Below are 20,165 nucleotides of genomic sequence, written 5' to 3'. Positions count from 1 at the left end.
CCTATAGAGCGGCAAGCGCAGGAGTCGCCGCTGGCACGACCGACATCGCCACGATATCGCGCGGCGACAAATAGCCGCCATTGCCGACCATCATGAATCCCGCCCGCGAGTCATGCACATATTCGTCGAAGAAGCGGATGAGATTGGGCGACAGGTCGGGCGGGTTGCTCCACGCCTCGAAGTAGGCGGATTCCCTTTCGGTCAGCACCGGCGGCGCGCGATGTTCGTGTTCGTAGCGCATCGCCAGATGCCAGCGATAGGTATCGGGATACCGGCGCTGCATATCGGCGACCCAGGCGCGATCCGCCAGTTGAGCGGCATCGCGTTCGAGATAGGCGTAGGACTTCCGGATCCGGTCCATCTCCGCATCGCCGCCGATATTCGAGGCTTGGCACCGACTATAGACATCGCACGGGCTGGTCTTGTAGCGGGATTTCAACCACCCGTAGTACAGCCGCACATGGGCCAATATCTGCGCCTCGCGTGATTCGTGGGTCGGGATGGCCGCCATATATTCGTCGTACAGGGCTTTCAGGTCCGCGCTGTATTCGAAGAGCGCATGAACATCCGGAGTCAGGAGCAGGGGCGGCGTAAATGGCACGCCGGCAATGGCCGCCTCCAGCCGCATGCGATTCAGCGGAATGCGGGCCAGCATGTCGGATCTCCCCTGCTCGTCAGGCCGATATCCGCCGCCCACGTCGGAATGCACGCCCGGCATGGCGATTTCCTCGCAGTGCTTGAGACCGGCATCGACGGGCGTCAGCGGGAAAAAGGACCGCAGTTCGTGCGTGGCGTAGTGATGGACGCAGCGTTCCACCTGCTCGGGAATGGACATCCACATGTCCGGATGCAGGTTTTTTCCCGGCAGGCCGACCGATTCGACTGTGTCGAAAAGGCCCAGGAACCGGATATGCAGCGGTGCGGATTCGCCGTCAAGGGCAGTCTCGCAAGGCCAGTGGAGTATGCCATCGCGCATTTCGCACTTTTGGATCAGGCGGTTGACGAAGGCCCGCGCGAGGGCGGCGCCTCGGGAAAATCCGAAAACGGCGATGTCGATGCGCGTGACGCGGTGGGTGTATTTGAGGAGCCTGGATAAATCACCCTCTGCTTTAGCCAGGCGGACGTCGGCACCCAGACCCATTCCGCCGCCAAGCGTCTCGCTGTCCCGGACCTGCTCCAACCAACTCGCGTTGCTCGGATCGAGCGGCGTGCCGATGCCGGGATAATATCTACGGAAGATTGATGGTTCATCATCGCAATGCCCCGCGAAAAGTCGCGCAATATTGGAAAGCTTTCCCAGCGGGGCATCAATAATTCTATTATTATCGGTACCATCGAAAAAGAAACTGAACCAGGGACGCTGTTCACAGGTCGAGCAGGTCACAAAATCGTCAGGGTAAAGAATAGTATGGGTTTTCAGGGCCCGGTGAAAAGTATCATCAGAGTCGTGAATGCTGTCTTGCATCATTCCCCCTTACGGCGCATGATTCGTTTTCCTGAGAACGCAGCATCAGTGCGCGGATTGGCGGGATACCATTTTTTTCCCTCTACAAATTCCGCCTCAACCTCGTGATCCTCAAAAAATCTAACAATCAAGTATCCCTCCGGTTTTGATTCAGTAGAGGGTTCACCGATAATGACGACATCTTTGCTGTATGTTTTCCATTGCGGACGCAGATCGTGAAAAGCCCCAATTTTCCATACGATCTTGATACGTTGACCTATGTCCGGCAGTCTGGCGCAGCAGTCGCCCGAGCTCGCGCCCCCCAAGGAGAACGGTTTCACCTGCGTGCCACCAATCCCATAATGTTCACCGCCGAGCTTCCTGATTGAATACTCATGAATGTAGTCTTCGGTATAATTGACAGAATTTGCACCGATAGAGATCGTAGTCGCCGGCGCAACAGCGCACCCGCTAATCGCGACTGCAATGGCAAGTATTGCCGACGATCGGACAACCCGTCTCGACACACTGATATATCTCAACCTCCAATCCTGCATCACTCCCCCTTACGCCGCATGAGCCGTTTTCCGGAGAACGCAGCGTCAGTGCGTGGATTGGCCGGATGAAATTTCTCCCTTTGTACAAACTCCGCCTCAATCTCGTGACCTTCGAAGAATCGGATAATTAGATACCCCTCTGCATTTGCCTTACTTGGGGCCTCACCGATAATAACCACGTCTTTGCTAAACGTTTTCCAGTGCGGACGCAAATCGTGAAACTGCCCAACCTGCCATTCAACCTTGATAGATCGGCCTACACCGGGTAGCCATACGCAGCAGCCACCGGTGCCTGCACTTCCCCAGGAGAAGGGCTTCACTTGACTACCGCCAATACCATAGGGCTCACCGCTAAGCTTCATAATTGAATAGCGATGGATGTAATCTTCCGTGTAGTTAACCGATTTTGCGCGGGCATCGATAGAACTTTCTGGCGCAACAGCGCACCCGCTAATCGCGACTGCCATGGCAAGCATTGCCGACGATCGGACAATCCGTCTCGACACACTGATATATAAAACCTGACAATCTGACGCCCTTCGGCCCGTCAGCAACGCAGATGGACGAGCCATCCGTGGTAAGAAAAATCCGAGAAAAGATGAATGCCGCCTCATGAAATACCCCTCCTTTGCGATACGCACATGCGCAAGAGGCATATCAGGCTCTTTCAGATCCGATTAAACAATCGTAAAAATGTGATTTTTGATATATCCGGGGATCTCAGCGCAGTGGGGGCATGGCCGGACATCGCACGCCGGTTGCTGCGGCGCATCGAAAATCCCTTCAACCCGTGAGAAACCGGTCGTAAACGTTGAGGCGACGGGCTACGAGCCTGCCTGCACTTCAGTCGCCACCAACGAGCACTGCGATAAAGCATGTGCCGTCCACACCCCATGAATATCACCCAACGCCTGCTTCTTACGCTTTCCATCGCCGTACTCTCGCTGCTGTTCCTCGGAATCGGCGGCATCTGGCAACTCAACCAAGCCGAGAAACGACTCGAGTACTTCAACTCGAACACGCTGGCCAGTGTGCGGCACCTGAATATCATCAGCGACGCCGTGGCCGGTCTGCGCGTGAGCCTGTACCGCCATGCGGTCACCGATGACGCCGCGGCCAAGAAGGAGGCCGAAGCCGACATCGCCAAGGCCAGGAAGCGCCTCGACGAAATGGCGGCGCTGTACGCCCGCGAGGATATCTCGGACGAGACCGACAGCAAGCTGCTGGAATCCGGCAAATCCGCCATCAAGCGGTTCGTCGACCAGTTCCCCGCTTTCCTCGATCGGTCCAACAACAACGACCATAGTGCGGTCCAGCAAATGCTGACGCCCGGCAGCGAGCTGTTCCAGGCATCGGCGGCCCTGCGCAATGCCATCGACGAACACATCGCGTACAACACAAAGCTCGGCGACGACGCCGTGGTGGCGAACAAGGCGCAGCACACCCGCACCGTGTGGACGTTCGTGAGCGTCATCGTCGCCGTCGTGGCGTTCACCGTCTTCATGGCCGTGTCGCTGTATCGCCGCATCAGGCACAGCCTGGCCGATATCCAGGGCACGCTGGAACACGTGAGCCAGACGCTGGACCTGGATCATCGCGCGTCGGTGGCGCGGATGGACGAGATCGGCCAGACCGCGCAATCGTTCAACACGCTGATCGAGCGCGTGGCGCAGACCCTGCGCGAGGTGCGCCAGTCCACCGATTCCGTCAGCGTGGCCGCCGGGCAGATCGCGGCCGGCAATGTGGACCTGTCGTCGCGCACGGAGCAGCAGGCGGCGTCACTGGAGGAAACCGCGTCGAGCATGGAAGAGCTGACCACCACCGTGCGCCAGAACGCCGAGAACGCGCGCCAGGCCAGCTCGCTGGCGGCCAACGCCGCCGAGGTGGCCGACGCCGGCAACCAGGCCGTGCAGCAGATGGTGGATACGATGGGCGCCATCAGCGGCAGCTCCGAGCGCATCGCCGAGATCACCAACCTGATCGAGGGCATCGCCTTCCAGACCAACATCCTGGCGCTGAACGCCGCCGTGGAAGCGGCCCGCGCCGGCGAGCAGGGCCGTGGCTTCGCGGTCGTGGCCGGCGAGGTGCGCAGCCTGGCGCAGCGCTCGTCCAGCGCCGCCAAGGAAATCAAGGAGTTGATCGAGGCCTCGGTGACCACCGTGCGCACCGGCTCCACCCAGGCCGAAGGCGTGGGCGGCACGATGACCGAGATCCGCCAGGCCGTGAAGCGCGTGTCGGACATCATCGCCGAGATCGCCGCGGCCTCGCAGGAGCAGAGCGCCGGCATCGAGCAGGTGGGCCACGCGGTGGGCCAGATGGATCAGGTCACGCAGCAGAACGCCGCGCTGGTCGAGGAAGCCGCCGCCGCCGCCCAGTCCCTGGACGAGCAGGCCGGCAAGCTGCGCGACTGCGTGGGGCAGTTCCGGATGGCCGGCTGAAGTCGACTGGCTTCAGTCCGCCGCCACCCCGGCGACCGACTCGCGGATGCGCAGCGTCACGCGCGGCGCATAGCGGATCAGGTCGTGGGCGCGCTCGCCGATCATGATGGCGGGCGCGTTGGTATTGCCGCCGACCAGCGTCGGCATGATCGACGCATCGACCACGCGCAGCCCCTCCACGCCGCGCACCCGTAGCTGCGGGTCCACCACCGCCAGCGGGTCCATGCCCATGCGGCAGGTGCCCACGGGGTGGTAGATCGTGTCCGCCTGGCGGCGGATCAGCGCGCGCACGGCGTCATCGTCGCTGCCATCGAGCCGCAGGTCCGCCGAATACAGCTCCCGGCCGCCAAACGCGGCCAGCGGGGGCTGGTCGAAAATGGCGCGCACGATGCGCAGCCCGTTGACCATCCCCTCCATGTCTTCTGGATCGGACAAATAGCGCGGATCGATGGCCGGCGCCTCGCGCATGTCCGCCGACACCAGCCGCACCACGCCCCGGCTGCGCGGCCGCAGCAGGCAGACATGGCAGGAATAGCCATGCCCGCGATTGACGCGGCGCATGTGGTTGTCCGCCATCCCCACCACGAAATGCAGTTGCAGGTCCGGCTCGTCGAGGTCCGGGCGGCTGCGCACGAAGGCGCCCGCCTCGGCGAAATTCGACGTCATCATGCCGGCGTTCTCGCGACGGTAGCGCCGCATCTCGGCCAGCAGCCGCCAGGCCCCGGCCAGCGAGACGCCGAACAGCGCCGTGGCCGCCACGCGCTTGTGCAGGATCACGTCGAGATGGTCCTGGAGGTTCTCGCCCACGCCGGGCAGGTCATGCACCACGGCCACGCCGTGCCCGCGCAGGTGCGCCGCCGGGCCGATGCCGGACGCCATCAGCAACTGCGGCGAGCCGAACGCGCCGGCGCTGACGATGACCTCGCGGCGCGCGCGCAGCACCACCTCGGCCCCATCGCGCCGGGCCAGCACGCCCACCGCGCGGCGCCCTTCGAACAGGATCCGCAGCACCTGCGTGCCGGTCAGCACATGCAGGTGCGAGCGCCCGCCGTTGCAGGCGCGGTCGCGCACGTTGCCGCCGTGCAGGTAGGCGCGCGCGGCGTTCCAGCGCTCGCCGTTGTGCTGGGTCACCTGGTACCAGCCGGCGCCCTCCTGCTCGTCGCCATTGAAATCGTCGTTGCGGGGCAGGCCGGCCAGTTCGGCGGCATCGATGAAATGCTGGCCGAACGGGTTGGGCGAGCAGAGATCGCTGACGTGGAGGGGGCCGGTGCCGCCGTGCAGCGGATCGTCGTCGTGGCCGGCCACGCGGGCGTTGCATTCGGCGCGGCGGAAGACGGGCAGGACATCGTCCCACGACCAGCCGTCGCAGCCGGCGGCGGCCCAGCCGTCGTAGTCGGCCGGGCGGCCCCGCATATAGATCATGGCGTTGATCGACGATGACCCGCCCAGGCCCCGGCCGCGCGGCTGGTAGCCGCGCCGGCCATCCAGCCCGGCCTGCGGCACGGTCTCGTAGCCGTAGTTGCGGCGGCCAGCGCGCGGCAGCATCGCGCCACATCCGGCGGGTGTGCGCACCAGCACATGGTGATCGTGGCCGCCGGTTTCGAGCAGGCCGATGGAGTCGGTGCCGCTGTCGGCCAGCCGGCCGGCGAGCGCGCAGCCGGCCGAGCCGGCCCCCACGACGAGATAGTCAAAGATCGCTTCCATCTGTCTCCCCGCCTGCCTGTGTTCCCGGGCCACCGCGAAAATCCAGTGTAGGCGCTGGGGCCGGCGGAATGAAGCCGGGAACGACCCGCGCCGGCACGCAGCGTTTGGGGGCCGTCCTCCATTGCGGGAACGGGGCGGCTGGCTTATGGTGCGCGATGGTGCGCGAGGGTCATGCGCCATCCCCAAAGCAGCCCCGCCAGGACAGCCAGGAGACCGCCAGATGAGAGAAGTTCCCGCCATGTCATCGGTGTTCGGCGCCATGCGCGCGGCGTCGCGGCACGACCAGACCCCGCCGTGGGACGTCCGCGCGGACCGCCTGCGCCGGCTGCGGCAGCTCGTGAAGACCCACCACGACGCCATCGCCGCCGCCATCAGCGCCGACTTCACCAACCGGCCACCGCAGGAAACCGCGCTGCTGGAGGTATTCCCGAGCCTGGCCGGCATCGATGACGCACTGCGGCACGGCCGGCGCTGGATGCGCGTGCGCCGCGCCCGCACCGGCCTGTGGTTCCTGCCGGGCCGCTCGCGCCTGATGCCGCAGCCGCTCGGCGTGGTGGGCGTGGTGGTGCCGTGGAACTATCCGCTCTACCTCACCGTGGGCCCGCTCACCGGCGCGCTGGTGGCCGGCAACCGGGCCATGGTCAAGCTGTCCGAATACACGCCGCGCTTCTCGGCGCTGTTCGCCCAGCTGGTACAGGCCAGCTTCGCGCCGGACGAGGTGTCGGTCATCAATGGCGATGCCGAGGTCGCCGCCACCTTCAGCGCCCTGCCCTTCGACCACCTGCTGTTCACCGGCTCGACCAACGTCGGCCATCACGTGATGCGCGCCGCCGCCGCCAACCTCACGCCGGTGACGCTGGAGCTGGGCGGGAAGTCGCCGGCCATCATCGGCCCGCATGCCGATTTCGACCACGCCGTGGAGCGCATCGTGGTGGGCAAGCTGCTCAACGCCGGCCAGACCTGCATCGCCCCGGACTACGTGCTGCTGCCCGAGGACCAGCGCGACCGCTTTGCCGAGGCCGCGCGCCGCTGCGTGAACCGCCTCTATCCGGATCTCGCCCGCAACCCCGACTACACCAGCATCATCAGCCCGCGCCATTTTGGCCGGCTGGTGTCGATGATCGACGCCGCGCGCGCGGCCGGCGCCGGCGTGGTGCCGCTGACCGATGCCATGCCGGACGCCGACGCGCGCCGCCTGCCGCCCGTGCTGCTGACGGACGTGCCCGGCGATGTGATGGCGATGCAGGAGGAGATTTTCGGGCCGGTGCTGCCCGTGGTGACCTATCGCACCGTGGACGAGGCCATCGGCTTCGTCAATGCGCGGCCCCGGCCGCTGGCGCTCTATCTGTTCGACCGGCGCCGCGACGTGGTGGACCACGTGATGCGCCAGACCGTGGCCGGCGGCGTCACCATCAACGACACGCTGTTCCACATCGCCCAGGACGACCTGCCGTTCGGCGGCGTGGGCCCGAGCGGCATGGGCGTGTACCACGGCCGGGCCGGCTTCGAGACCTTCTCCAAGCTCAAGCCGGTGTTCCATCAGGCCGGGCTGAACGGCGCCGGCCTGCTGCGGCCGCCTTACGGCAAGCGTTTCGCGTCGATGCTGAAGCTGTTGCTGCGCTGAATCGGGTCCGCTCGGGGACGCTCGGGGACGCTCAGGCCGCCAGCATCGGCTTGCCGAGCATGCGCGCCAGCACCGCCTCGGGCGAGTGGGTGTGGTCGCTGATGGCTGCCGGGTCGAGGTAGATGGTCTGCTCCATCATCGCCCGGCCGCGCATGGCGGCGTGGAGCAGTTGGTCGCTGAACACGATCCAGGTGGCGCCGGGCGGGAAGTGGAACTCCTGCTGCGGCACGGTCTTCTGGTAGTCCAGGTCTGCCTTGGCCAGGTCGTGCAGCTGGAGCATGCGGTGGTCGTACTCGGACCGCGCGCGCTTGGTGATGTGAAGCTGCTTCATCAGCCACGCCTGCCCCGGCCACATGGCGTGCGTCTTCGGCACGAAGCGGGCAGCGAAGTCCGCGAACGGCTCGCCCACGCGCCACACGCGCGGCGCGGCGGGGTCGATGTTGTGGAACACGCGCAGCAGGCGCTTGCCCAGCATCGGATTGGACGGGAACGAATCCACGTGCAGGCGGGTGTCGTCCTTGCGCCAGCTCACCGGACGGCCGGCGATCTCGCTGGGCCGCAGCGAGGTGCCCGCACGTGTCATATGCGTCACATATTCCGGGAAGAGCGTGTGGATCAGCGTCTCGCTGGCGTCCGCATAGCGGCGGATCAGCGCGTAGAGATCGGCCAGGTCCTGCTCGCTGCCCACGGCGCCGCGCACGGCGCGGTCATCGGCGCGCAGGTTGATGTTCTTCGACTTGCCGTCGGACCAGCGGGCATCGAGGAAGCGCTCCTCGCCGGGCTGGAAGCGGAAATTCAGGTTCGGGAAGTACAGCACAGCGCCCTGCTCGAGCTGGCGGCGCAGGTCGGCGCGCACCTCGGGGGTGACGTCGGGCGCCCATTCGGTATAGGGCTGCGTGCGGATCAGGTTCAGCGGGGTCGTCATGGCGTTGGCGTGGAGGTCCGGTTGCCCCGGATTCTACTCCGCGGCCAGCGTGGTGCCACGTGGCGCCCAGATAACAAAAAACCCCGCGGGTCCCGAAGGACCGGCGGGGTTCCTGACTGCCGGGCGACCGATTACAGGCCGGCGGCGGCGCGCAGCACAGCGGCCTTGTCGGTGGCTTCCCACGAGAACTCCGGCTCCTCGCGGCCAAAGTGGCCGTAGGCGGCGCTCTTCTCGTAGATCGGGCGCAGCAGGTCCAGCATCTGGACGATGCCCTTCGGGCGCAGGTCGAAGTGCTCCTGCACCAGCTCGGCAATCTTCTCGTCCGAGATCTTGCCGGTACCTTCCGTGTACACGGTCACGTTGATCGGGCGGGCCACGCCGATGGCGTAGCTGACCTGCACCTGGCACTGGCGCGCCAGGCCGGCGGCGACCACGTTCTTGGCCACGTAGCGGGCGGCGTAGGCGGCCGAGCGGTCCACCTTCGACGGATCCTTGCCCGAAAACGCGCCGCCACCGTGCGGCGAAGCGCCGCCGTAGGTATCGACGATGATCTTGCGGCCGGTCAGGCCGCAGTCGCCCTGCGGGCCGCCAATCACGAAGCGGCCGGTCGGGTTGACCAGGTACTTGGTGTCCTTGAGCATCGCGGCCGGCAGCACCGGTTTGATGATTTCCTCGATCACGGCTTCGCGGATCTGGGCCTGGGTGATGTCCGGGGCGTGCTGGGTCGACAGCACCACGGTATCCACGCTGTGCGGGCGGCCGTCGACGTAGCGCACGGTGACCTGCGACTTGGCGTCCGGGCGCAGCCAGGACAGGCGGCCGTCACGGCGCAGCTGCGACTGGCGCTCCACCAGGCGGTGGGCGTAGTAGATCGGGAACGGCATCAGTTCGGGCGTCTCGTCGCAGGCGTAGCCGAACATCAGGCCCTGGTCGCCAGCGCCCTGGTTCAGGTAGTCGTCCGAGGCGCGGTCCACGCCCTGGGCGATGTCCGGCGACTGCTTGTCGTACGCCACCAGCACGGCACAACCCTTGTAGTCGATGCCGTACTCGGTGTTGTCGTAGCCGATGCGCTTGATGGTGTCGCGGGCGACCTGGATGTAGTCCACGTTGGCCGTGGTGGTGATTTCACCGGCCAGCACCACCAGACCGGTGTTGCAGAGCGTCTCGGCCGCCACGCGGGCGTACTTGTCCTGGGCCAGGATGGCGTCCAGGACAGCGTCCGAGATCTGGTCGGCAACTTTATCGGGATGGCCTTCGGAGACAGATTCCGAAGTGAACAGGAAGTCGTTTGCCACGAGCTTGTTTCTCCAAGGTTTGCCAATATTGGCTGTGAGTCGGCTATTGCGTGCCACCCTCGGGAAACGATGCGGCGACGCTTTAGCGGTATTTTCAGACCGCTCTGGAGAGAGCGGCATCGCCCCGCAAGTTGTCAGTTAACTCGGCGATACAGGCTATTATACGCGCCTGCCGCGTGCGCTGCAGCACGCCGCGATGCGCGGGAATGGCGCGCCGCACAGTACACCGCGCGCACGGATGCGCCAGGACGTATAGCCGGTACGATACCGTGCCTGCCTCGCCCGCGATTCCCCGTCGACAAGCCTTTTTTGCCCGTATTTCCACGTTTGGCCCCATGACCTTTATCTTCTGGCTCATCTCCCTCCTGCCCCTGCGCGTGCTGCACGCCATCGGCGGCGCACTGGGCCTGCTCGTGGCGCGGCTGCCGGGCCGCTATGGCCAGCGCCTGACCGAGAACTTCCGCCACGCCTACCCGGACGCCACCGACGCCATGCTGGCCGAGGCCGCGCGCGCCACGGGCCGGCTGATCATCGAGATGCCGTACTTCTGGAGCCGCAAGACGCTGGACGCCACGCTCTATAACTTCGACGAATCGCTCTGGCCCACGCTGAACCGGCTCCAGATGCAGGCCAACGGCATCATCATCCTGACCCCGCACCTGGGCTGCTTTGAAGTGCTGCCGCAGTCCCATGCGGTGCACCGCCCCGTGACCGTGCTGTACAAGCCGCCGCACCAGCAGTGGCTGCGCGAGTTCATCGAACGGATGCGCAGCCGGCCGGGCATCTCGATGGCGCCGGCCACGCCGCGCGGGGTGCGCATGCTGGTCAAGGCGCTCAAGCGCGGCGAGGCCGTCGGCATCCTCCCCGACCAGGTACCAAGTGCCGGAGACGGCACCTGGGCGCCGTTCTTCGGCAAGCCGGCCTATTCGATGACGCTGGTGCACCGCCTGCACCGGCTGACCAACGCGCCGGTGGTCATGATGTTCGCCGAGCGCCTGCCCAAGGGCGCCGGCTATGTCGGCCACATGCGTCTGGTGGGCTGTGGCGGCGTACTGGCCGCCGAGGTGGACGCGGCCGCCGCCCAGATCAACCGCGCGGTCGAGGAGTCGATTGCGATGGCGCCCACCCAGTACCTCTGGGGCTACAACCGCTACAAGCAGCCCACCGGCGCCCCGCCGCCGCCCGACCTGACCAGCCAGCCGCAGGCGGCCACCCAAGAATCCATCCAATGAGCCGAATCTTTACCTGGCTCGGCATCGGCCTGCTGACCGTGCTGGGCAAGTTGCCGTATCCGTTCGTCGCGCGCTTCGGCGAAGGGCTGGGCGGCCTGCTCTACCGGATTCCGAGCGGTCGCCGCGAGGTGGTGCGCGCCAACCTGCGGCTCTGTTTCCCGGAGAAATCCGAGGCCGAGATCGACGAGATGTCGCGCGAGACCTTCCGCCACATCTTCCGCAGCTTTGCCGAGCGCGGCATCTTCTGGACCGGCAGCGAGGCCCAGATGCGCCGCTGGGTGCAGATCGACGACCAGGCCAACCTGGTGGCGCTGGACGGCAAGCCCCATATCCTCGTCACCATGCACCTCTCGGGCGTGGAGGCCGGCGCGATCCGGCTGACCATCCACCTGCGCGACCACGTGGGCCGCTCGGGGGCCTCGCTGTATACCAAGCAGAAGAACGCGCTGTTCGACGATTTCCTGAAGCACGCGCGTGGCCGCTTTGGCGCCAACATGATCTCGCGCAACGACAGCGCGCGCGACATCCTGCGCTGCCTGAAGAAGGGCGAGGCGCTGCAACTGATCGCCGACATGGACTTCGGCGAGCGCGACTCGGAATTCGTGCCGTTTTTCGGCGTGGAGGCGCTCACGCTGACCTCCGTGTCGCGGCTGGCGCGGCTGACCGGCGCCAAGGTCGTGCCGATCTATACCGAGATGCTGCCCGACTACAAGGGCTATGTGCTGCACATCCTGCCCGCCTGGGAGGACTACCCCGGCGATAGCGTGACCGACGACACGCGCCGCATGAACGCCTTCTTCGAGGACGCCATCCGCCCGCGCGTGACCGAGTACTACTGGGTGCACAAGCGCTTCAAGCATCGCCCGCCCGGCGAGGCGGAGATTTACTAGCTACAATCCGAGCCATGAAACTCCAGTTCACCAAGATGCACGGCGCCGGCAACGACTTCGTCGTGCTGGACGGCATCCACCAGACGCTCGACCTGACCGAGGCCCAGTGGCGCGCGCTCGCCAGCCGGCACTTTGGCGTGGGCGCGGACCAGATCCTGATCGTCGAGAAATCGACGCGCCCGGACGTGGACTTCCGCTACCGGATCTTCAATGCCGATGGCGGCGAGGTGGAGCATTGCGGCAACGGCGCGCGCTGCTTCGTGCGCTTTGTCACGGACAAGGGCATGACCGACAAGCGCTCGGTGCGCGTGGAGGTCATGAACGGCGTGATTACGCTGACCCTGCAGGACGACGGCCAGGTCACGGTGGACATGGGCGCGCCCGAGCTGACGCCGGCACGCGTGCCGTTCCTGCCCGAGGGCCTGCCGACGCGCCGCGAGGGCGACGACACACTCTACGGCCTCGAGGTGAACGGCCGCACGGCGTGGATCACGCCGGTGTCGATGGGCAACCCGCACGCGGTGCAGATCGTGGACGATACCGAGCAGTTCCCGGTGCTCCAGGACGGCCCGGTGATCGAACATCATCAGACGTTTCCGAAGCGGGTGAACGCCGGCTTCATGCAGATCGTGGACCGGGGCACCGTGCGGCTGCGCGTGTTCGAGCGCGGCGCCGGCGAGACGCTGGCCTGCGGCACGGGCGCCTGCGCGGCCGTGGTGGCCGGCATCCGGCGCGGCCTGCTGGACTCGCCGGTCAAGGTCCACACCCATGGCGGCGACCTGACCATCGCCTGGGACGGCGCGGGCCAGCCGGTGCGGATGACCGGCCCGGCGACCACCGTGTTCGAAGGCACTATTGACCTTGCCGCACTGAACGCGTGACTATGGGGGCTCCGCAGGCCACGCCACCGGAGACCCCATGACGCTGGACGATTTCCGCATCACCAGTAGTAAAAAATTCAATCTGACCGATTTCGACCCGGGCGGCAAACCGCTGTCGCAGGGCGACAAGGCCGCCGACGAGGCGCGGCTGGAGACACTCTCGGCAGAACTCGACGCGCTCCAGGACATCTTCTACGCCGAGCACCGCCGCAAGGTGCTGGTCGTCCTGCAAGGCATGGATACCAGCGGCAAGGACGGCACGGTGCGCTCGGTCTTCCGCAGCGTCGATCCGCTTGGCATCCGCGTGGTCAGCTTCAAGGCGCCCACCGCCGAGGAACTGGCGCGCGACTACCTGTGGCGCGTGCATGCACAGGTGCCGCGCGTCGGCGAGATCGTGCTGTTCAACCGCAGCCATTACGAGGACGTGCTGATCACGCGCGTGCATGGCTGGATCGCCGAAGCCGAGTGGGAGCGCCGCTACAAGCAGATCCGCGCGTTCGAGTCCCTGCTGACCGATACCGGCACGACCATCGTGAAGTGCTTCCTCCATATTTCGAAGGACGAGCAGAAGGCGCGGCTCGAGGCGCGCATCGCCGATCCACAGAAACACTGGAAGTTCGACACGCAGGACCTGGCCGAGCGCAAGTTCTGGAAGGAATACGAGAAAGCCTACGAAGCCGCCATCGCGGCCACGGCCACGCCGGACTGCCCGTGGTACATCGTGCCGTCCGACTCCAAGACCCACCGCAACCTGATGGTGGCCGAGATCATCACGGCCGTGTTCCGGCAGCTCAAGCCGGCATACCCGCCGCCGAAGCCGGAACTGGCGAAACTGCGGGTGGAGTGACGCCCAGGGGTCAGTCGTCGCCGTTGCCGCGATGCACGTCGTGGGTGACGAACGGCCGCTCCGGGCCGGGCATCGCCAGCCATTTCGGGTGCTTGAGGGTGTCGCGGATATCCTCGAGCCCGCTCGCCCAGTGCTCGTGCATCGTCAGCGCACCGAACTGGTAGTCCTTGGCGCTGCCCTCGAACGACTTGTCGCGGTAGATGAGCTGGATGACGTTGCGGCGCGCGTCGCAGGCATGGTCGGCGGCGCGCTGGTACCACGGGTCGTTGCGCTTCGACACCGGCACCAGCGCCATCAGCTCGCTCAGCATGCGGCGATAGTTCTGCTGCTCGCGCATGACGTCCGTGATGGCGCGTGTGCGGCTGGAATACTGGATGTCCTTCTGGCGCTCGGCCACGTCGAGCAGGTTGTGCGGCAGCTTGCCGCGCGCGCTCCAGAGGTCCACCTGGAAGATCAGGGCGTCCCGGCGCGGCTGGGCAGTCAGCACTTCCTGGAGCGGCGTGTTCGAGACCAGCCCGCCATCCCAGTAATACTCGCCATCGATCTCCACGGCCGGGAAACCCGGCGGCAGGGCGCCAGACGCCATGAAGTGCTCGGCGCGCAGCCGTTCGCGCGTGTTGTCGAAATACGCGAAATTGCCCGTGCGCACGTTCACGGCGCCCACCGAGACGCGCATCTCCTTCGGATGGTTGATGCGGTCGAAATCGGCAAAGCGCTCCAGCGTGGCCTTGAGCGGCGCGGTGTCGTAGTAGCTGGCGCGGCCCGGGTCTTCGCCACGGCCCCAGAAATCGGCGATGGCGCGCGGCGTGAAGAAGCCGCGCTGGCCTTCGATCATCGCGCGGGCCGCGTTGAGGCTGTCGAACCAGATCCGCATCGGCTCCGGCCAGGTGGGCGCGGTCTCGGTCAGCAGTTCCAGCGGCAGGCCGGGCAGCCACGGCTGGGCGCAGATGTATTCCCAGAACGCGCGCAGCTGCGTCACACGGGTTTCGGGCGGGTTGCCGGCGATGACCGCCGCATTGAGCGCGCCGATCGAGATACCCGCGATCCAGTTCGGATGAATGCCGCCTTCGGCCAGACCCTGGTAGACGCCGGCCTGGTAGGCGCCGAGCGCGCCGCCGCCTTGCAGCACCAGCGCGCGGATCGCATAGGCTTCGTGGGCGGGGCCGTCGCCCGGCAGCGCGTCAGGGGCGCAGTGATCGCTCACTGCGGCGCGCTTGGGCGCCCGTGTGCGCTTCGCCCGGGCCGCTGTAGCCGTTGAGGCGGAATCCTGCGGGGGCGCGCCCTGATCGCCCAGTTCGCGCCTGACTGCCTGCTTGGTCGCCTGTTTTACCTGCTGTTGCCGCTTGTCCGCCACGCCATGCTCCCTCGGAAGTTGAGCCGGGGCGCCCCATGGCGCCCCCTCCGGCGCGTCAGACGCCGTACTTCTGACGATAGGCCGCCACGGCCGCCCGGGAGTTCCCAAGCGCGGGGTCGTTCGACGCATCGAGATAGGCCAGCAGGTCCTTGAGGCTGGCGATCGAGATCACCGGCACGCCGTATTCGCGCTGCACGTCCTGCACAGCCGAATGCGTGCCGATGTTGTCGGCGGTGCCGCTCTTTTCCATGCGGTCCAGCGCGATCAGCACGGCGGCCGGCTCCGCGCCGGCGGCGCGAATCATCTGCATCGACTCGCGCACGGAGGTGCCGGCCGAGATCACGTCATCGATGATCACCACCTTGCCCTGCAGCTTGGCGCCGACCAGCGTGCCGCCTTCGCCATGGTCCTTGGCTTCCTTGCGGTTGTAGGCAAACCCCACGTCCCGGCCCATGCCGGCGAGCGCCACGGCCGTGGCCGAGGCCAGCGTGATGCCCTTGTAGGCCGGCCCGAACAGCACGTCGAACTCGAGGCCCGAGTTGAGCAGGGTTTTCGCATAGAATTGCGCCACCTGACCCAGCATCGCGCCCTGGTTGAACAGGCCGGCGTTGAAGAAGTAGGGCGACTTGCGGCCCGCCTTGGTCACGAACTCGCCAAAGGACAGCACGCCCGCATCGAGCGCGAAGCGGATAAAGGTCTGGCTGAGGTCGTCCGGCGTGGTCTGCTGCGTCATCTTTTCTCTCTGAATTTCAAAATTTCCCGAGATGTTACGGATTATCAGCGCCAACCTCAACGGCATCCGCTCCGCGGCCAAGAAGGGCTTTTTCGAGTGGATGGGCAAGCAGGACGCGGACATGATCTGCGTGCAGGAACTGAAGGCCCAGGAAGCCGACATGACCGAGGCGTTCCTGGCGCCACATGGCTACCACGGCTTTTTCCACTACGCCGAGAAGAAGGGCTACAGCGGCGTGGGCCTGTACACGCGCCACAAGCCCGAGCGGGTGGTCACCGGCTTCGGCGTGCCCGAGTTCGACGCCGAGGGCCGCTACGTGGAAGTGCAGTATCCGCATCTTGCGGTGATCTCCGTCTACGTGCCGTCCGGCTCCAGCAGCGAAGAACGCCAGCAGGCCAAGTTCCGCTTCATGGAAGCGTTCCTGCCGCACCTGCTGCAACTCAAGGCCAGCGGACGCGAGATCGTTTTGTGCGGTGACGTCAACATCGCCCACAAGGAAATCGACATCAAGAACTGGAAGGGCAACCTCAAGAACTCCGGTTTCCTGCCCGAGGAGCGCGCCTGGATTGGCGAACTGTTCGACAACCACGGCTATGTGGATGTCTTCCGCCAGCTCGACCCGCGCCCGGACCAGTACACCTGGTGGAGCAACCGCGGCCAGGCTTACGCGAAGAACGTCGGCTGGCGCATCGACTACCACCTGACCACCGACAAGATCGCCGCCACGGCCCGCGCCTGCGCCATCTACAAGGACGAGAAGTTCAGCGACCACGCCCCGCTGTCGATCGACTACGATTTTCCGCTGTGAGGCAGGCGCCCCGGCGGGATGCCGGGGCCGTCGCGCTCAGATGGCGCGGATTTCCTCCAGCAGGTTCGGGTGGCGATCCAGCAACTTGAGCAGCTTCACCAGCGCCAGCGGTGGCTTGGTCCGGCCGGTCTCATAGCGCGAGAACGCATTGACGCCGCCGCCGAAGATCTCGCCGGCCTCCCGCTGGTCGAGTTCCAGCTTGCGGCGCACGGATACGATGAACGCCGGATCGACGATGGCGGCGTTGACCTGCTTGTTGAAGGCAACCATCAAGTGTCCGATCCGCTCGTCTTCATCGAGATCGAGAACTCCTTCACCGCAGGCGGGACACCAGTCCGCCAGCACTGCTTCGATCACCGTGGTTTCGCCGCGATAGTCGTAGGGCATGTCTCGCCGCTCCCTGACCAGTTCGGATCCTCCGCATTCCGGGCATCTCATATCCCGACTCCTTTTTCGAGGTGGTGCTCTTTACAGCACCTTGAATGACACAATCACCAGTTGCTCGATCACACCCTCCCCTCTGCCACCAACGCCCTCACCAAAGACAGCTTGTAATGCGCTGACGATTTCTCCATGCAAAATTAACCTACTTGGTTATTACCTGCAAAGCCCCGGGATGTGTCGGATCGCAACCGCTCCTCTCGCGTAAACCCTGCGCCCAACCCCCAACCTCGCTACAATGCAGGTTCGCTGCCCCGTTGGGCAGGCGACTTTTCGCATTTTCAGAGTGAGTCAGCCATGGTTTTCAAAGTGTTCGTCGATGGTCAGGAAGGCACCACCGGTCTCCGGCTGCTGGACTACCTCTCGGGTCGCTCCGATGTGGAGCTGCTGCGCATTGCCGATGACAAGCGCAAGGACCCGCAGGAGCGAGCACGCTTTCTGAATGCCTCGGATGTCTCGTTTCTGTGCCTGCCGGACGTGGCCTCGCGCGAGGCGGTTTCGCTGGTGACCAATCCCGATACGTGCGTGATCGACGCCAGCACGGCGTTCCGCACCACCGACTCGTGGGCCTATGGCCTGCCCGAGCTGACCCGTGGCCAGCGCGAAAAGGTGCGCGCCAGCAAGCGCATCGCGGTGCCGGGCTGCCACGCCAGCGCCTTCGTGCTGGCCGTGCGTCCGCTGGTGGAAGCGGGCCTGATGCCGGCCGACTACCCGGTTTCGGCGTTCTCGCTGACCGGCTACAGCGGCGGCGGCAAGAAGATGATTGCCGAGTTCGAGGCAGGCGGGAATCCGCGTCTCGATAGCCCGCGCCCGTACGCGCTGGGCCTCGAGCACAAGCACCTGCCCGAAATGCGCGTGCAGGCTGGCCTGGCCCAGGCGCCGATCTTCAACCCCATCGTCGGCAACTTCCTGAAGGGGCTGGCCGTGACCGTGCCGGTGTTCCCGGCGCTGCTCTCGCGCAAGGCCGATGCCGAGGCCATCCTCGACATCTACCGCAAGCATTACGAGGGCGAGCAGTTCGTGCGCGTGCACCCGTTCAATAGCGATGCCAACCTCGACGGCGGCTTCTTCGACGTCCAGGCCAGCAACGACACCAATCGCGTGGACCTGTTTGTGTTCGGCAACGCCGAGCGCCTGAACCTGGTGGCGCGCCTGGACAACCTCGGCAAGGGCGCCGCCGGCGCGGCCGTGCAGTGCATGAACGTGCATGTGGGCGCCGACGAGGCGACCGGACTGACCGCCTGACGCGTCACGAACGCGGCACGAACGCGTCAGGGACGCGCCGCGACAATAAGAAAAGCCGGCTTCGCGCCGGCTTTTCGTTTTTCCGGGGGCCAGCCGGCCTAGCCGCCGGTCTTGACCAGCGTGGCCTTCAGCGCCACGCCGATATAGGCCGCGCCCTTGGCGCAGACGTAGGTGGTCTCGCTGGCGGTCTCGTCGTCCTTCCAGTTGCTGCGGATCTCCACCACGGCATTGCTGCCGGCCTGGGCCGCGCGTTGCTGGAGGTCCTGCACGGCCTGCACGAAGACCGTCTGGCACAGTTGCTCATCGGTCGGCCTGGGGGCATCCGGCACCTGGCTCACCGGGCGCCGCACGCGCTTCACTGTCTTGTACGAGGTAGGCGCCGTAGCGCCTTCGAGCTTGTTGAAGCCGAACAGCAGCTTGGTGTTCGGGTCGATGCGTTCCTTGGCGGCCTCGCTGGCCAGCGCCTTGTCGATCGGCATCGTCAGCAACTTGTCGGCGGCGCTGGCCATGCCCGACGCGCCCGCAGCCACCAGCGCGGCCGCTACCAGGCCGCAGCGCAATCCTGTCCTCATGTCTTTCTCCCTGATCAAGGTTGAGATCCTCGCTCGCCCACGCCGGGTTCAGGGGCGCTGGCGCCACTTTTCCATCGTACAGGAATGGTCGATAACCTGATTCGTCGGCCGTCGTTACTTTTTTAGTGGACGCTGGCTGTCCTCATCGCCGGCATCGACCGGGGCGCCGCCAAGGTTGGCCATATTGGGGGTGTGGGCGGGCAGCTTCTCCATCGGCATGTTCATGGCTTTGGCGTAGAGCGGCATCACCTCGGCCATGTGCGCCTCCAGCACCGCGATGCGGCTGCGGCCGGACGGGTGGGTGGACTTGAACTCGTCGCCCATCTCCAGCACCGTGCCCATCTTGCGCCACAGCGTGACGGCAGCGCGCGGGTCGTAGCCGGCGCGGGCGGCGATATCCATGCCGATCAGGTCCGCCTCGGTTTCCTCCAGCCGCGAAAACCGCAGCGACACGAGCCGGGCATTGTTGCCGATATCGAAATTGCCGAGATTGCCGAAGCCGGTCAGCTGGGACACCACGTTGGCGCCAAGATTCGAGATCTCGGACTGCGCCGCGCGCTGCCGGGCGTGCTCCTCCAGCGCGTGGGCGATCTCGTGGCCCATCACCATGGCCACTTCGTCGTCGGTGAGCTTGAGTTGGTCGAGCAGGCCGGAGTAGACCGCCATCTTGCCGCCGGGCATGCAGAACGCATTGACCAGCTTCGATTCGATCAGGTTGATCTCCCACGCCCAGCGGCCCGCGCGCGGGTTCCACAGCACGGTCTCGGGCAGCAGCCGGATGCCGATCTCGCGCAGGCGCTTCACCTGCGGGTTGTCGTCGCCGGCCAGCGTGTGCTTGGCGATGGCTTCCTGCTTGATCTGCTCGTACTCGCGGGCGGCCTGCTGGTCGATGACTTCCATCGGCACGATCGTGCGCACACGGGAGTAGCGGCGCTCCACGCGCACGCCGTCGTCGGGCGCGGCCACCACGGCCACTTCCTGCGCGATGGCCGGCAGGCACGCGCACGCGGCGCAGGACCATGCCAGCCATGCCAGCCAGCCCGGGCGCCCGGGCATGCGGCGCCGTGGCAACGGCGATTCGTTCGACGCGATCAGGGTCACGGCAGGGCTCGGCGCGATAAGGGTCGACAAACGGCGTCGAATCGGTAATTGGGGACGCAAACGGTGATGCAATA

General features: G+C 65.8%; 19 protein-coding genes. 8 read left to right on the top strand and 11 right to left on the bottom strand.

The features are described from left to right. Position 1: 1 nt before the first annotated feature. From SB751_RS15645 to SB751_RS15635, 3 genes are read right to left on the bottom strand one after another with little or no spacing between them, the layout of a single operon-like run. Positions 2 to 1,468, bottom strand: a complete 1,467-nt coding sequence (locus SB751_RS15645) for a T6SS phospholipase effector Tle1-like catalytic domain-containing protein (RefSeq protein WP_211943037.1) — start codon at positions 1,466 to 1,468, stop codon at positions 2 to 4. Continuing rightward, positions 1,465 to 1,986 carry a DUF3304 domain-containing protein gene (locus tag SB751_RS15640; protein WP_410748216.1) on the bottom strand — a complete coding sequence of 174 codons (522 nt, stop codon included), beginning with the start codon at positions 1,984 to 1,986 and terminating at the stop codon, positions 1,465 to 1,467. The genes SB751_RS15645 and SB751_RS15640 overlap by 4 nt, the downstream gene beginning before the upstream one ends. Positions 1,987 to 2,000: 14 nt before the next feature. Continuing rightward, complete coding sequence (locus tag SB751_RS15635) at positions 2,001 to 2,468, bottom strand: DUF3304 domain-containing protein (protein WP_186296879.1); 468 nt, start codon at positions 2,466 to 2,468, stop codon at positions 2,001 to 2,003. Between the two features lie 426 nt (positions 2,469 to 2,894). Here SB751_RS15635 and SB751_RS15630 point away from each other — a divergent pair, with 426 nt between their 5' ends. Next, positions 2,895 to 4,439: a methyl-accepting chemotaxis protein gene (locus SB751_RS15630; protein WP_211943033.1), complete on the top strand. Its 1,545-nt coding sequence runs from the start codon at positions 2,895 to 2,897 to the stop codon at positions 4,437 to 4,439. A 12-nt stretch (positions 4,440 to 4,451) separates the two neighbouring features. Here SB751_RS15630 and SB751_RS15625 read toward each other — a convergent pair whose 3' ends face one another. Next, positions 4,452 to 6,143 carry a GMC family oxidoreductase gene (locus SB751_RS15625; protein WP_250025005.1) on the bottom strand — a complete coding sequence of 564 codons (1,692 nt, stop codon included), beginning with the start codon at positions 6,141 to 6,143 and terminating at the stop codon, positions 4,452 to 4,454. 220 nt (positions 6,144 to 6,363) lie between these two features. On the opposite strand from SB751_RS15625, the gene SB751_RS15620 reads away from it, so the two are divergent. Next, positions 6,364 to 7,767, top strand: coding sequence for a coniferyl aldehyde dehydrogenase (locus tag SB751_RS15620; protein ID WP_144199148.1), 1,404 nt, complete (start codon positions 6,364 to 6,366; stop codon positions 7,765 to 7,767). 31 nt (positions 7,768 to 7,798) lie between these two features. On the opposite strand, the gene SB751_RS15615 is transcribed toward SB751_RS15620, so the two are convergent. Beyond that, positions 7,799 to 8,692: a Kdo hydroxylase family protein gene (locus SB751_RS15615; protein ID WP_410748215.1), complete on the bottom strand. Its 894-nt coding sequence runs from the start codon at positions 8,690 to 8,692 to the stop codon at positions 7,799 to 7,801. Positions 8,693 to 8,823: 131 nt separating this feature from the next. Further along, positions 8,824 to 9,987, bottom strand: a complete 1,164-nt coding sequence (gene metK, locus SB751_RS15610; protein WP_211943031.1) for a methionine adenosyltransferase — start codon at positions 9,985 to 9,987, stop codon at positions 8,824 to 8,826. A gap of 335 nt (positions 9,988 to 10,322) precedes the next feature. On the opposite strand from metK, the gene SB751_RS15605 reads away from it, so the two are divergent. The 4 genes from SB751_RS15605 to SB751_RS15590 are packed head-to-tail and all read left to right on the top strand — an operon-like array spanning position 10,323 to position 13,837. Then, complete coding sequence (locus tag SB751_RS15605) at positions 10,323 to 11,219, top strand: lysophospholipid acyltransferase family protein (RefSeq protein WP_144199154.1); 897 nt, start codon at positions 10,323 to 10,325, stop codon at positions 11,217 to 11,219. Next, positions 11,216 to 12,109: a lipid A biosynthesis lauroyl acyltransferase gene (locus SB751_RS15600; RefSeq protein ID WP_144199156.1), complete on the top strand. Its 894-nt coding sequence runs from the start codon at positions 11,216 to 11,218 to the stop codon at positions 12,107 to 12,109. The genes SB751_RS15605 and SB751_RS15600 overlap by 4 nt, the downstream gene beginning before the upstream one ends. 14 nt (positions 12,110 to 12,123) lie before the next feature. Beyond that, positions 12,124 to 12,990 (top strand): diaminopimelate epimerase, encoded by an 867-nt coding sequence (dapF, locus tag SB751_RS15595; RefSeq protein WP_144199158.1) that lies wholly within the window; start codon positions 12,124 to 12,126, stop codon positions 12,988 to 12,990. A 37-nt stretch (positions 12,991 to 13,027) separates the two neighbouring features. Next, positions 13,028 to 13,837 carry a polyphosphate kinase 2 family protein gene (locus SB751_RS15590; protein ID WP_144199160.1) on the top strand — a complete coding sequence of 270 codons (810 nt, stop codon included), beginning with the start codon at positions 13,028 to 13,030 and terminating at the stop codon, positions 13,835 to 13,837. Positions 13,838 to 13,847: 10 nt separating this feature from the next. Here SB751_RS15590 and SB751_RS15585 read toward each other — a convergent pair whose 3' ends face one another. Together SB751_RS15585 and pyrE are read right to left on the bottom strand one after the other, a co-directional pair. Beyond that, complete coding sequence (locus SB751_RS15585) at positions 13,848 to 15,131, bottom strand: DUF3734 domain-containing protein (protein WP_186296884.1); 1,284 nt, start codon at positions 15,129 to 15,131, stop codon at positions 13,848 to 13,850. A 115-nt stretch (positions 15,132 to 15,246) separates the two neighbouring features. Continuing rightward, on the bottom strand, positions 15,247 to 15,924 hold the full coding sequence (gene pyrE / locus SB751_RS15580; protein ID WP_144199164.1) for an orotate phosphoribosyltransferase: 678 nt from the start codon (positions 15,922 to 15,924) through the stop codon (positions 15,247 to 15,249). Between the two features lie 31 nt (positions 15,925 to 15,955). On the opposite strand from pyrE, the gene SB751_RS15575 reads away from it, so the two are divergent. After that, positions 15,956 to 16,732 (top strand): exodeoxyribonuclease III, encoded by a 777-nt coding sequence (locus tag SB751_RS15575; protein WP_144199166.1) that lies wholly within the window; start codon positions 15,956 to 15,958, stop codon positions 16,730 to 16,732. Positions 16,733 to 16,768: 36 nt separating this feature from the next. On the opposite strand, the gene SB751_RS15570 is transcribed toward SB751_RS15575, so the two are convergent. Continuing rightward, on the bottom strand, positions 16,769 to 17,170 hold the full coding sequence (locus tag SB751_RS15570) for a type II TA system antitoxin MqsA family protein (RefSeq protein ID WP_144199168.1): 402 nt from the start codon (positions 17,168 to 17,170) through the stop codon (positions 16,769 to 16,771). A 300-nt stretch (positions 17,171 to 17,470) separates the two neighbouring features. Between SB751_RS15570 and argC the strand changes: the two genes are divergently transcribed. After that, on the top strand, positions 17,471 to 18,418 hold the full coding sequence (gene argC / locus SB751_RS15565; protein WP_144199170.1) for an N-acetyl-gamma-glutamyl-phosphate reductase: 948 nt from the start codon (positions 17,471 to 17,473) through the stop codon (positions 18,416 to 18,418). Between the two features lie 98 nt (positions 18,419 to 18,516). Here the strand turns inward: argC and SB751_RS15560 are convergent, their stop codons facing one another. Both SB751_RS15560 and SB751_RS15555 read right to left on the bottom strand, forming a co-directional pair. After that, a complete protein-coding gene (locus SB751_RS15560) occupies positions 18,517 to 18,990 on the bottom strand; it encodes a heavy metal-binding domain-containing protein (protein WP_144199172.1) in 474 nt (157 codons plus the stop codon). A gap of 114 nt (positions 18,991 to 19,104) precedes the next feature. Further along, a complete protein-coding gene (locus SB751_RS15555) occupies positions 19,105 to 20,046 on the bottom strand; it encodes a M48 family metallopeptidase (protein ID WP_144199295.1) in 942 nt (313 codons plus the stop codon). Between the last annotated feature and the right edge of the window lie 119 nt (positions 20,047 to 20,165).

The organism is Cupriavidus sp. SIMBA_020, from assembly GCF_046535395.1.
Lineage (GTDB): Bacteria > Pseudomonadota > Gammaproteobacteria > Burkholderiales > Burkholderiaceae > Cupriavidus > Cupriavidus campinensis.
This window is presented reverse-complemented; position numbering and strand designations above follow the sequence as displayed.